This window comes from Affinibrenneria salicis (genome assembly GCF_008710095.1).
This window is the reverse complement of the sequence record NZ_VYKJ01000007.1, coordinates 297,791-309,468: the sequence shown is the minus strand read 5'-3', so window position 1 is coordinate 309,468 and position 11,678 is coordinate 297,791. Positions and strand designations below refer to the sequence as shown.

The window sequence follows — 11,678 nt, the reverse complement described above, 5'->3', positions numbered from 1 at the left end:
GAATGGCAGTGGTTTTATAATCACGAAAGGCCCAATATGGCACTGGGTGGATATACACCAAAGCAGCATATATTACGTGCTGCGTAAACTCTACTTATGACCTCCGTTAAAAATGGGAGGATTACCGATAGAAAAGCCGGAAAGATCCAGAGAGGATCTTTCCAGTGCATTTACTGTCTGCTCTGCTAATATTTACCAGCCACTCCAAGCATCATATTTATAATTGTCATCTATTTTCTCAAATTTTACACCGCTTAATTTAAGCGACTCATACCTACTTTTAAATGTTGATGAGCATACGGGTTTTGATATTTCTCTGCAAAAGAAAAGATGTTCTTTTATATTATTCTTAACTTTAAATTTATCTATTTTTTCATAATAGATCTTATCTAAACCCTTTTCCTCTGGTGTGTTAAGCTCACCTGTTTCTATATCCGTTGATATAGTGAATATTGATTCAGACTCATCTATTATAGATAAGTAGCTCAAAATATAAAATAAGTAATACCTTTTTGATGGAGCTTTGTTCTTATATAACTGAACCGCAGCAGGGATACTGATACATTTCACATTCAGCTCAGAGAGTAACATTAACATATCAGATGATATTAAGTTATCATTTGGGAAGTAATCACCATCTAACTTGTATGATTTTACTTTAACTGCATAGCCATCTGCAAAATCATCTGGCGATGGCGGTGCGGTAAAAAGATCATAATCAGGTAATTCCGGCACCCACTCTTTATCCATAAAGTGTGGTATCCCTTCATCATTAGGAGAGTATTCGATAACAAAAAATTCACTTTCACTATTAGTCATAATAATCTACCTGTATTAGGATCTACTCTAAATAAATTATTAGCAAGCCTTTTTCTTGCCCAGTCTTGAATTTCTTTTACCCCTAGTGCCAACTGTGTATCACTCAATCTATTTGCTTGGCTTGCGAGTTGGGATAATTTATTTCTTATTTCACCTGTATATTGATTATGGTTAGACCAATGGCCTGGTATTCCCATTGTACTAGCAAGATCTTTTGAGCCAGGTAAGAAGGTACCATTTGAGGCTCCATCACCATCCCAACCAATCTTTTTAAGGCGTTCGAAGATAGATTTAAAATTCCTATCTTTCATTAATTCTTCAGGAATAAGGTGGTGATTCGCCATACCATCACCGGTTCTTGCTCCCATATTTCGACCTAAAGTGCAGCTCGAAAGGCCAAATGGGTCAACCCACCCCAGCGGATTCGGCGCATACTGATAAAGATTCAGTCCCCCCGCCAGCCCTATCGGGTCAGGATGAAGAATTTATCCGATCCGTGAGTCATAGTGACAGTTTTAGTAATACAGCTCCATAAATACCGTACTATAGTTCATACGCTGCTGCCATACCCTGATAAATTCATCTATTTGTTAGGGATTATTTTACTACCTAATCAACATGTTAGAAAGTATAATCATAATTATATGAGCAGGGCGTCACCGTGAAGATTTCGGAGGGCGCATTGTGCTGATGACCGACAGCAACTTGGTTAAATAACAAAACGATTAAGGTGATGGGGGACGTTCTGATTTAGTGGATTGAATAATGGCAGCTAAATAAAATATAAGCCGGAAGGGTTAATTGCCTTACCCGGCTATTTTATTATTATAGATATGTATCTAACAGGTTTTTATCAAAGAGTTTATTACCTGTGATTTTTTTACTAAGAATAAAACCCATGTTAATATCGGATAGCGGAATGTTATTTTTCTTAATTATGTATAAAATAGTCAAAAATGGATAGGCGTAATAATTAGGGTTAGCTATTACATCATTAATGGCATCTGATTTAAGATCGATTAAATTCATTATTCTTGGCAAATAAATATCTCTTATTTTAGTGAAAATCCATTCATTGGTTTTAGATATTTCTTCCTCATTTCTGGGAAGATCAACTGTACCACCAATTTTAGTTGCGAATAACTTGAATTTTTCCATCAATGTATTCATAAAGAAAGTCTTATCAGTGAATAACTTTGATTTATAAGGTGGTGCTATTTCATTAAAAAAATCATTCAACTCTATTGAATCAACCGAAAGAGATAAGAAATAACCATTTGCATTATTCAAATATCCCCACGATAATTCACCCTGAGCATTAACATCTCCTGTTTTATTGATGTTAATTCTATTCTTTAGGATTTTCATATCCTTAGTAAGAGTAAGATTCTCTTTTAAATAGCTGTTTAATTCAGTTTCAAAATTCTTTCTCAATTCAATAGACATAATTAAGACCTTAATAGCTAAGTACATGGAATATTGCATCATGTAGCGTACCTTTAGGTCCTAATGCCCCTGATTTCTGAGTATTAGACGTTGCTACACTAAAGGTGCCTTTGGTTCCTGATGATGGCATTATTACCCCGCCACCAATGCCACTCACGGTATTTGAAGGATTATTCATATTAAATATACCAGCTCTACTTTGGTTTTTCGTTAATCCACTATTCCCATGTTTTGCTTCAAATACATGAATTTTCCCATGTCCATCTACTGCCACAAAATCAGCTCTCACCCTACTGCCATTAACTTTCATGGTAAGTTCTTCCGCAATTACAGTATATCCATTTTGCTGAAGGTCATCAGCCGCTTTATTTCTACCTTGATTACCACTGAAATGACACTTTGCGAGGCCCAGCGGATCAACACAACCCAACGCATTCGGCGCATACTGATAAAGGTTAATTCCCCCCGCCAGCCCTATCGGGTCAGGACAACAAATCTAACCGATCGGCAGATCATACTACCGGTTTCGCTTGTAACCTTCCAAAATGACCACGTCATAGTTCATACGCTACCGCCACATCTTGATAAGTTAAGCTATCTGTAAAATACTTATTTCACTATTTAATCATATAGTTAAACATAAAAATTAATCCAAACAGTGCCGCTATCGGGTCGGATATACCAGCGCCCGTCACGAGAACCGTAAAACTAAAATGACCAGCTATTACTCACGTAGCCCAGCCTCCACCTTAAGGGTGACTGGCTGGCAGAAACGGGATTTTGTACCGGAACGGGCGTCATCTTGACTGTTGCGGACGGCTGTATTGTGCTGGTTCTGGACAGTGATGAGGTAGATGAACTTAAGCATGAGACCTTGCGTCGGCAACAGCGGAAGATTAAACAAACTAACCGTGATATGAAGAACGCTACTAAAGTGGCGCTCCAAGGGAATCAAGGTTTAGAACCAGCCAACTGATAAATATTAAAATAGCCGGAAATATTAGAAGACCTTTCCGGCTTATTTTTTTACAAAGATGTATCAAATAAACTTTTATCAAAGGATTTATTACCAACAATTTTTTTGCTAAGAATAGAATCCACATTCAAATCATTCAGAGATAAATTATTCTTTTTGATAATGTATAAAATAGTTAAAAATGGATACGCATAATAATCTGGATGCATAATTACATCGTCAATAACTTCAGGTTTGAGTTCAATTAAGTTCATGACTCTTGGCAGATAAATATCTCTTACTTTAGTATAAATCCATTCACAAGCCTTTCTCCTTTCTTCTTCATTTTTTGGTAAATCAATTGTCCCTCCCATATTAGGAGAAAAAGATTTAAAACCATGCTCCATTGAAGTGTTCATTACAAGTTCAAAATTCGTTGTAAACTTTGGCTTATATGGTGGAGATATTTCATTGTAAAAGCCACGCAACTCCGGCAGTGATACACTTTCAGATAAAACATATCCTTGCGCATTAATTAAAAACCTGAACCCAATTCTACCTACAGCACCCGCCACATTTATTTTTATTTCATTTCTAACAACTTTTATAAACTTAGATAATGAGAAACACTCTCTCAAGTAGCTTTGCAGTTCAGATTCAAATGATTTTCGCAATTCGGTTGTCATTTCATCACCATATCAATATTTTAACACATGGAATATCGCATCAAACGTACTACCCTTTTCACCTATTCGTTCAGCTATTTCTCTATTACCTGTAGCAATAGAAAATTTCCCTCCAGTTCCTGAAGATGAAGTAATAGTTCCACCTCCGATACCATCTACAGTATTTGAAGGGCTATTCATATTAAATACGCCTGACGCTTTTTGATTTCTCGTTAAACCACCTGTTCCATGCTTAGCTTCAAAGACGTGATAATTACCATGTCCATCAACAGCCACAAAATCAGCCCTTATCCTACGGCCATTAACTCTCATGGTTACTTCTTCAGCTACGATTGAGTATCCGTTTTGTTCAATATCATGAACTGCTTTATTTCTACCTCTATTACCACTGAAATGGCATTTCGCAAGACCTAATGGATCAACCCACCCCAACGCATTCGGCGCATACTGATAAAGGTTAATTCCCCCCGCCAGCCCTATCGGGTCAGGCGCAATAATCTATCCGACTTTCGGATCATACTACCGGTTACGGTTGTAAATTATCTTCATATCGTCGTCATAGTGCAGGAAATCGATCATGCTACCGCCCGGCCATGAGAAAGTTGACTATGGCTGAGACGCATTCTAAGTCAGACGGCGCGTTAAATAAAGCAGATAAAACAGAACGTTACTACATTGTGGGATACGCCCCGCAAAACAGCAGGCCCAACCCGTCGTCAGCAATTAACCTCAAGGGCCGCTGGCTGGAAGCGTCGGGCTTCATGACTGGTATGCCGATAACGGTGACGGTTGAGCGAGGAAGGATAGTGATTGAGACTGAGATTAATCTGTAGGCAGCGGATAATAAAAATCCGGAAGGATCGTTTAGATCGCTTCCGGTTTAATGTTATTTAAAGTTTATTGTATATATCTATTAACTCAAAAGAATATTAATTATATTTTTGTATTCTTAATGCTTTAAAATAAACATCAAGCCTTTCAGGATAGAATTTCAAAAGAGTATACTCAATTACATACCCAATTAATAATGTTTTATAAAATAGTGGTTTTTCTATTAAATCATCTTTATCATCACCATTGCTATACTCATGATCGTTATCATCTTTTATATTTAAAGGATTTATATGAACGTATTTAACAATATCGTTAAAGAATTGCAAAATTTCCAGCTTTCAATCCATCAATCGCTAAATACAAAACTTTCTTTAGCTAAATTGTGGTTTTTTCTATAATTTTCGTCCCATGTTAAATAATCATCTGGTTGTTTAGAGCTCACTCCTTTTAACCAAAACTGTTCACCATAAGCTATCAGCATTGCCCAATGATACTCAAGCTCATGGCTACGAAGACATACTGCCATATAATTATCAATGGGTTTACATACTAATGAAGACGATAAAACCATTGATTCCGCCTCATCTTCTTTTTTATTTGCATACTTAACAATAATTGCTTTAAGCATTTCTACCCAAGTATAGAAATTAAAAATAACTGTTTCTTCAGGATCATCTTCGTCTTTAAAAATAATTCCATCAACAATCTTATCCTTATTAATCATTATCGACAACCTCTAACTTTAAATCTATCAAACAACGCAGCTGCTTTCTTCGTATAAATAGCAAGCTGTGTCCCTTTAGGTTTAGGAATGGCACCTCTGTTTGTTACTTGGAATGAGTTCCTTAACATTGGCCCACTGACGCCATCATGTCCATGCGAAAGAGTACCTTTGCGACCTTGGGTAACAAAATCGGCCCATTCACCGTTTGCAGAGTCAAATACTTTAATATCAAGTTTAGCAAGCTCAGAATTTGGAATATCAAACTGGGTAACTGTAGGATGCCCCCTCATTTGTGCCCATTCAAGAGCCTGTGCTTTATCAGTAGTAACATAGAATCCACTTTTCCCAGCAGGGTCAAAATCTTTACTACCCAGCCCAAATGACGGATCTATCGCTCCCTTGATATCCCCAGCATGGTAGAACGTAGTAACATCTTCCCCTGTTAATCCTAACGGATCCACCCAGCTTAGTGGATTCGGCGCGTACTGATAAAGATTTATCCCACCCGCCAACCCTATCGGGTCCGGTTGGGTAAACCGTCCGCAGTCCGGGTCGTAGTAGCGGAACAGATTATAGTGCAGTCCGGGAATACTCGCCTCATCCATGAGGCTCGCCCCTTCGGGGCCAGCGCTTTGCGCTGTTCAAATTTTCTCCCGGAAAATTTGTCGCGGTCCAGATACTGCCCCTGCATGCGCAGATTCTGAGCGGGGGCCGGGTCGGGCAGCGGGCTTTCGCGCAGCAGCTTGCCCCAGGCGCCGTTCTGGCCTTCCCAGCGCAGCCGCCCTTCGGCATCGGTCAGCCGCTCCGGGGTGCCGTTGGGCTGGCAGTGGAACCAGAAGATTTCCGGCGCGTCCACGCCGTCGATGCGCGCCAGCGGGGCGTAGCTGTCCGGGTCATCGTATACATACGTCAGCGGCAGGCCGCCGTCGCGAATTTCCTGCAACAGCCGAAAGCCTTCCCAGATAAAACGGGTGGTGACGGTTTTTCCGTGCGGCGCGCCATGCAGCGTCTGCCGGCGGGTCTTGCTGATGCGTCTTCCCAGCGGGTCATAGCGGAAGCTGACGTGAACCTGTGGGGCATTGTGGCGTCGGGGCTGGCTGATGACGTCGGTCAGCCGGTGTTCGGTATCGTAACGGTACTGCCAGCGGGTGCGGCCGTTATCTTTTTCAAGCAGATGGCCATAATAACTTCTTGGCTGGAGCGCTATCAGCGTGTCGGCTACCGGCCCAACAGCTGCGACACCTCCACGCCCGCCATCAATATCAGCGGTAAGTGGCTACAGGAAGCCGGGTTCAGCTCCGGGCAGCCGCTCAAGCTGCGCGTGATGCCGGGCTGCATTGTCATCACCGCGCAGGATATTCGGGAGCTGTGGCACTGTCTGGAAGGATTAAGCCGGGAGCCGTTCGATGAACGCGCCGCCGCCGATTGGCTCAACCGCTTTCCCGGCGGGCTGGATCTGGCTGGGATAATGAATCAGTGAATAACCGCAACTGAATGACAGATAAAATAAAGCCGGAAGGATTTTTGGGATCGCTTCCGGATTTTATTTTATTTAAATTTTTACATATCAGGGGTAATAACTTTTAAATCAAAGATCTATGAAATTATCGTTTTCTAAATAGAAATTCAACCCTGCAATAAAATCTCCCATTGATGGATTTTCTTTCTGGACAGATATATTCCTTAGTACATCTAAAAATTGATCTCCGTAGAAAAAAAGTTCCAATGAGTTATTAATAACAAAATCCGGATATATTTCCTCATCGTCATCGCTAATGACAGGGTACATTTCTAAATAACAAATAAGATCTGCTCTAGCAGATGATTCATATTCCTTTGTATACAAACAGAAATTATCTTGCTTATATTCACTCATAATTTTAGATATTAACTCATCTAAGTTATAAGCCTTTCTGTATTCTAACTGACTCATCCACATTTTCCTCTTCTAGGTTTACCTGTTACCCCATCCAGTTTACCTCTACGACCAAGTTCTCCTCCGCCCCACATATCACGCCCACCTTTTCCGGTAGGGTGATACAGACCATGATTATCGGCATGGTCTATTCGGTCAACTAAAACCAGTCTATTAACATCTTCATGATGATGCCATGTTAAACCTGGAGGGCTTGATGCTTTATTCGGATTTTTCAACCAATCACCTAATGCGGGATGACGTCCCAACATATCTCTTCTAAATGAGAGATCGCTGTTCATTTTATTAATAAAGTCAATGTTTGCTCTATTAAATTGAACACTATCACTTGAGTATCTATATTTAGGATCAAGAGAGTAATCATGGAATATATTATATTCCCCATTATTTTGACGGCTTGCTAAGCCCAGCGGATCCACCCAACCCAACGCATTCGGCGCATACTGATAAAGGTTCAGTCCCCCCGCCAGCCCTATCGGGTCCAGCGTCGTAAACCGCCCGCACTGTGGGTCGTAATACCTGAACAGATTATAGTGCAGACCGGTTTCACTGTCTGCATACTGCCCGGCGTAGCGCAGCGGCTGGTCGATAACCTGCTGCCCCCGGCGCAGCGCGTGGCTCTCCACCGTCTGGTGCCGCACCCGACCGAACTCATCATACTGACCGCTCCAGCGCAGCGCCCCTTCTTCGTCCGTCACCTCCAGCGGCGCGCCGTTCAGGTCGCTGCCGTACCAGTACCGCCGCCCGTGCGACGCATCCCCCGTCTGCTCAACGTGCGCCAGCGGCGTGTACGGCTCCGACGGGTCATACGTGTACGTGCGTCGCGTGCCGTCGTCGTGCAGCACCTGCAGCAGGCGCAGGCCCTGCCACACAAAGCGTGTTTCCCGCGTGCGCCGCTGCGGACCCTGACCGGTAGTCACCCGTTTGCTGATGCGACGGCCGGCCGCATCGTACTGATAGTGCGCTTCAAACTCACCCTGCGGACCACTGCCGTGCGCCTCTATCAACCGGTTGTCCGCATCGTACCGGTAGTGCTGTTCGTCCGACCCGCTGCGCCGGCTTATCAGGTTGCCCCACGCGTCATAACGGCTGAACAGCCGCTGCCACTGCGTCAGCCGGTTGTCACTCAGCGGGCCCGGGTTGTCTTCGTCCAGCAGGTTGTCCGCTGCGTCATAACGCAGGCGTTGATGCACGCCCTGTCGCGCCTCATTCTGGCTAAGCAGCCGGCCCTGCGCATCGTAGCCGTACTGAATGTCGCCGCGCAGCGCGTCATTCACTCCGGCCAGCTCGTCACGGACGGTGTAGCGGAATACTCGCCACAGCAGTCCCGCCTCCGGTCGGGTTATCCGCCCGTCGCCGTTCAGCACCCCGCTGCTCTGCCAGGCCCGGCGACCGAGAGCGTCATAGCCGCGCTGTTGCGTCAGAGCGCCCTGACTGCGCGCGGTCTCCCGGTGCAACCGGTCACGGCTGAATTCACTCACCAGTTGCTGATTAAATTTCACCGCGCTGACGTGGCCGGAGCCGTAAGTAAGCCACTGCAAGCGATCGCCCTGCGGCGTGGTCAGCGCCGTCAGGTTATCCAGAGCGTCGTATTCAGCCAACAGTTCGCCGTTCACTCCCTGTTCGGACACCAGCCGGCCAGCTGCGTCGTAGCGGAACTGCAGGCGATCCGCACTAATGCCGGCGTGGATACCCGACTGCAACGGAGTACGGGTCAGTTCACTCAACCGGCCCGCCCGGTCGCGCCGGTAATGCCAGGTCGCCTGTTCCGTGGCGTAACCGGTCAGCAGACCTGCGTCGTCGAACTGATACTGTTTTACCCGCAGCGGCAAACCACCGTCAGGGGCTGCTTTGCCGCTTTCCAGCCGCCGTACCGCAAAGCCTCGTTGGTCATACTCCAGCCGGTATTGCGTGTCATCAGGGCGGATTTCCTGCGCCAGCCGGCCTTCCGGGTCATAGCCGAACCGGTACCTGCCGCCGTTGCCGTTGTCCAGCAGTGTCAGCCGTCCGCGCGGATCATAGCTATAACGCAGCGTTCGGCCGATACGATCGGTGACGCTGACCGGCAGCCCCAGTTGATTATACTGCCAGCGGGTGACGCTGCCCGCCGGGTCGCGCCACGCCGCCAGCCGCGCCGCCTGCCATTCGAAAGACTCGTCGCTGCCGTCGGCTCGGATAATGCGCGATGGACGCCCGTCAGGCCGCCATTCGTAGCGGGTGACCTGCCCCTCCGCGTCAATATGCGATCGCAACTGGCCGAGGCGGTCATATTCATACCGCGTCACGCTGTCCGAACAGTCGGTGTAACGGGTCAGCATCCCCAGGGCGTTCCATTCCAGCCGCACCACTCCGCCCCCGGCGTCGGTGATGCTGTCCGGCAGGCTCTCCTGCTCATCCGGGTAGTGGTAACGGGTAACGTCGCCGGCCGGACCGGTTTGTGCAGTCAGCCGCCCCAGACTGTCGTAGTCGCTGCGCGCGCCGGCGCCGTCCGGTCCGGTGACCGCCAGCAGCCGGTCGCTGTTGCGCCACCACTGATAACGCGTGCTCCGCCCGGCCGCGTCGCTCTCCTCCGTCAGCCGGTTCAACCGGTCCCACCGGGTGCGGCGTACTGCGCCGCCCGGCAGGATAACGCCGCACAGCCCGGTCCGCTCGTCGTCCGCCCGGTCATCGTACAGCAACGCATACTGCCGCCCGTCCGGCGCCGTGTACGACGACACGGTGTCGTCGTCCTCCACCCGCCAGCGCATCACCGCGCCGTCGTCGCGCCGAGCTATGCGGCTGCCGCCGGCGAAGTCATACTCAATATCCAGCCGTTCGCCGACGCTGTTGCGGTAGCCGGTCACTCGCGGCAGCCCGTCAATCTCCTGCCAGCGGTATTCGTTCAGCAGTCCGAGCGCGTCCTGATGGCTGACCATCAGCCCGTCGCGCCAGCCGAAGCGCCGCGCCACGCTACCGCCCCGGCCGGTCACCGTAATCAACTGCCCCTCATCGTCGTACTCATAGCTGACCAGCGTCAGCGGGCCGTCCTGCGTGTGCAGGCTGACCCGGATCAGCCGTGACCCGCAGTCGCCGGTCCGATATTCACAGACGATACGCTGGCCGGCGCTGTCCACCGCTTCCGTCAGTTGCCCTGCTTCATCGCGCACAAAGTCGGTGGCGTTGCCGGTCGCATCGATGATGCGGGACACCCGAGATGGGCTGTCGCCCCGCAGCGGCGGATAGCACCAGCGCTCATCGTCCGGTCCGTACAGCTGCCAACTGCCGTCCGGCCGGTGCTCCAGCCAGCGCGACTCCGCCTCGCAGTACGTGCGATAACCCGCCGGCACCAGAGGGAAACTGACATAATCGCCCGACGGCGCGCGCCACACCAGCCCGTCCTGATACGGCGCCAGCCACGACTCGTGCGGCAGGCTCCAGCCGCGGCCCAGCACGCTGTCCCCAGGGTTGCCGCTGCGCCAGTAACGCTGCCAGCGCAGCGGCAGCCGTGACGGCAACTCAAAGTCTAGTTCATCCTCACCGTCAAGAAACTTCTGTCCGCTGACCACGTCCACCGGACGCGCTACAATGGCCGCCGCGGCTGCGGCCACCATCACCGTGCCGGCGCGGCATAGCACGCGCCCCAGTTTGTTGATGCCAGGCAGACGGCCCAGCAGCGTCGCCAGTTTGCCGGCTTTGGTTACCCCGCCGCCGACACCAACCAGCCCGGCAAACAGCATCGTCAGGTCGGAGGCCTTGTACACCCACTCCGGCACCTCCGGCGTTATCGCCAGCGTGGTCACCGGCTCGCCGCCGATGCGCACATTGTCCGAGCCGCTCATTACGCCGGCGTCGCAGTTGGTTTTATCTGCGACGCGCGCCGCCGGATAATCGTTAATAAATACCTTCGATGAACCCTGCGCCATCTGCATTGAGGGGCCGTGGTCGCGGCAGCCCACTTGACTAAGCGTGGCGATAGCCGCAGCTTTACCATTGATAAACACATTGTGCGAGCCGGTAATAATCTTGCCCTTCTCCGACATCGCGGCCGCCCCGGCCCCGGCAATGCCGTCGCGCGCGGCGGTGGCCGCTTTATCGGCGACATAGCCCACGGCAAAACTCAACGCCACCAGCGCGATGCCGATACCCAGACAGCCGGAGGCCAGACCGGCCACAAACAGGGCGCTGGCAAGAAAACCCCCGCCGGCGGCCAGCAAACCGCCCACGAATGTGCCGGCAATCATACCGGCCATGGCATGAGAGTGGCCGATAGGGTCATCAACGCGCGCCGCTTCAAACATA

At 48.6% G+C, this 11,678-nt stretch carries 12 protein-coding genes and 4 pseudogenes; 3 read left to right on the top strand and 13 right to left on the bottom strand.

Translation table 11 applies throughout. The features are described 5' to 3' along the window. Window positions 1-192: 192 nt before the first annotated feature. From FJU30_RS15485 to FJU30_RS27655, 6 genes and pseudogenes are all read right to left on the bottom strand, one after another. Window positions 193-819, bottom strand: a complete 627-nt coding sequence (locus FJU30_RS15485; RefSeq protein WP_150435865.1) for an imm11 family protein — start codon at window positions 817-819, stop codon at window positions 193-195. Next, entirely contained in the window at window positions 816-1,187 is a 372-nt protein-coding gene (locus tag FJU30_RS15480) for an AHH domain-containing protein (protein WP_223881606.1), read from the bottom strand. Before FJU30_RS15480 ends, FJU30_RS15485 begins: the two co-directional genes overlap by 4 nt. A 36-nt stretch (window positions 1,188-1,223) precedes the next feature. Then, window positions 1,224-1,286: pseudogene (locus tag FJU30_RS27230) on the bottom strand (RHS repeat-associated core domain-containing protein); the annotation flags it as partial. Between the two features lie 358 nt (window positions 1,287-1,644). Continuing rightward, the gene (locus FJU30_RS15475) at window positions 1,645-2,265 is read right to left on the bottom strand and encodes a hypothetical protein (RefSeq protein ID WP_150435863.1); all 621 of its coding nucleotides are present in this window, start codon (window positions 2,263-2,265) and stop codon (window positions 1,645-1,647) included. 10 nt (window positions 2,266-2,275) lie between these two features. Beyond that, window positions 2,276-2,575, bottom strand: coding sequence for a hypothetical protein (locus FJU30_RS27225; protein WP_223881605.1), 300 nt, complete (start codon window positions 2,573-2,575; stop codon window positions 2,276-2,278). Between the two features lie 60 nt (window positions 2,576-2,635). Then, a pseudogene (locus FJU30_RS27655) lies at window positions 2,636-2,749 on the bottom strand (type IV secretion protein Rhs); the annotation flags it as partial. A gap of 279 nt (window positions 2,750-3,028) precedes the next feature. Here FJU30_RS27655 and FJU30_RS15465 point away from each other — a divergent pair. Next, window positions 3,029-3,241 carry a SymE family type I addiction module toxin gene (locus FJU30_RS15465; protein WP_317984048.1) on the top strand — a complete coding sequence of 71 codons (213 nt, stop codon included), beginning with the start codon at window positions 3,029-3,031 and terminating at the stop codon, window positions 3,239-3,241. A gap of 50 nt (window positions 3,242-3,291) precedes the next feature. Here the strand turns inward: FJU30_RS15465 and FJU30_RS15460 are convergent, their stop codons facing one another. Both FJU30_RS15460 and FJU30_RS27650 read right to left on the bottom strand, forming a co-directional pair. Beyond that, a complete protein-coding gene (locus tag FJU30_RS15460) occupies window positions 3,292-3,906 on the bottom strand; it encodes a hypothetical protein (protein ID WP_150435862.1) in 615 nt (204 codons plus the stop codon). A gap of 395 nt (window positions 3,907-4,301) precedes the next feature. Continuing rightward, window positions 4,302-4,392: pseudogene (locus FJU30_RS27650) on the bottom strand (RHS repeat-associated core domain-containing protein); the annotation flags it as partial. Window positions 4,393-4,514: 122 nt separating this feature from the next. On the opposite strand from FJU30_RS27650, the gene FJU30_RS15450 reads away from it, so the two are divergent. After that, window positions 4,515-4,739: a SymE family type I addiction module toxin gene (locus FJU30_RS15450; RefSeq protein WP_150435860.1), complete on the top strand. Its 225-nt coding sequence runs from the start codon at window positions 4,515-4,517 to the stop codon at window positions 4,737-4,739. Between the two features lie 96 nt (window positions 4,740-4,835). On the opposite strand, the gene FJU30_RS15445 is transcribed toward FJU30_RS15450, so the two are convergent. From FJU30_RS15445 to FJU30_RS27645, 3 genes and pseudogenes are all read right to left on the bottom strand, one after another. Further along, window positions 4,836-5,066 carry a hypothetical protein gene (locus tag FJU30_RS15445; protein ID WP_150435859.1) on the bottom strand — a complete coding sequence of 77 codons (231 nt, stop codon included), beginning with the start codon at window positions 5,064-5,066 and terminating at the stop codon, window positions 4,836-4,838. 20 nt (window positions 5,067-5,086) lie between these two features. Beyond that, a complete protein-coding gene (locus FJU30_RS15440) occupies window positions 5,087-5,464 on the bottom strand; it encodes a hypothetical protein (RefSeq protein WP_150435858.1) in 378 nt (125 codons plus the stop codon). Beyond that, window positions 5,464-6,647, bottom strand: a pseudogene (locus FJU30_RS27645) (RHS repeat-associated core domain-containing protein); the annotation flags it as partial. The pseudogene FJU30_RS27645 and the gene FJU30_RS15440, both read right to left, overlap by 1 nt. Between FJU30_RS27645 and FJU30_RS15425 the strand changes: the two are divergent. Continuing rightward, on the top strand, window positions 6,528-6,944 hold the full coding sequence (locus tag FJU30_RS15425) for a SymE family type I addiction module toxin (RefSeq protein WP_395858567.1): 417 nt from the start codon (window positions 6,528-6,530) through the stop codon (window positions 6,942-6,944). The pseudogene FJU30_RS27645 and the gene FJU30_RS15425 overlap by 120 nt on opposite strands. A 108-nt stretch (window positions 6,945-7,052) precedes the next feature. Here the strand turns inward: FJU30_RS15425 and FJU30_RS15420 are convergent, their stop codons facing one another. Further along, a complete protein-coding gene (locus FJU30_RS15420) occupies window positions 7,053-7,397 on the bottom strand; it encodes a DUF7716 domain-containing protein (protein WP_150435855.1) in 345 nt (114 codons plus the stop codon). Next, on the bottom strand, window positions 7,394-11,677 hold the full coding sequence (locus FJU30_RS15415) for an RHS repeat-associated core domain-containing protein (RefSeq protein WP_150435854.1): 4,284 nt from the start codon (window positions 11,675-11,677) through the stop codon (window positions 7,394-7,396). The genes FJU30_RS15420 and FJU30_RS15415 overlap by 4 nt, the downstream gene beginning before the upstream one ends. Window position 11,678 lies beyond the last annotated feature (1 nt).

Bases quoted from the DNA above. Each gene is read 5' to 3' on its own strand.
- FJU30_RS15485 (WP_150435865.1), bottom strand. From the start codon at position 819: ATGACTAATAGTGAAAGTGAATTTTTTGTTATCGAATACTCTCCTAAT.
- FJU30_RS15480 (WP_223881606.1), bottom strand. From the start codon at position 1,187: ATGGGAGCAAGAACCGGTGATGGTATGGCGAATCACCACCTTATTCCT.
- FJU30_RS15475 (WP_150435863.1), bottom strand. From the start codon at position 2,265: ATGTCTATTGAATTGAGAAAGAATTTTGAAACTGAATTAAACAGCTAT.
- FJU30_RS27225 (WP_223881605.1), bottom strand. From the start codon at position 2,575: ATGAAAGTTAATGGCAGTAGGGTGAGAGCTGATTTTGTGGCAGTAGAT.
- FJU30_RS15460 (WP_150435862.1), bottom strand. From the start codon at position 3,906: ATGACAACCGAATTGCGAAAATCATTTGAATCTGAACTGCAAAGCTAC.
- FJU30_RS15450 (WP_150435860.1), top strand. From the start codon at position 4,515: ATGGCTGAGACGCATTCTAAGTCAGACGGCGCGTTAAATAAAGCAGAT.
- FJU30_RS15440 (WP_150435858.1), bottom strand. From the start codon at position 5,464: ATGATTAATAAGGATAAGATTGTTGATGGAATTATTTTTAAAGACGAA.
- FJU30_RS15420 (WP_150435855.1), bottom strand. From the start codon at position 7,397: ATGAGTCAGTTAGAATACAGAAAGGCTTATAACTTAGATGAGTTAATA.
- FJU30_RS15415 (WP_150435854.1), bottom strand. From the start codon at position 11,677: ATGTTTGAAGCGGCGCGCGTTGATGACCCTATCGGCCACTCTCATGCC.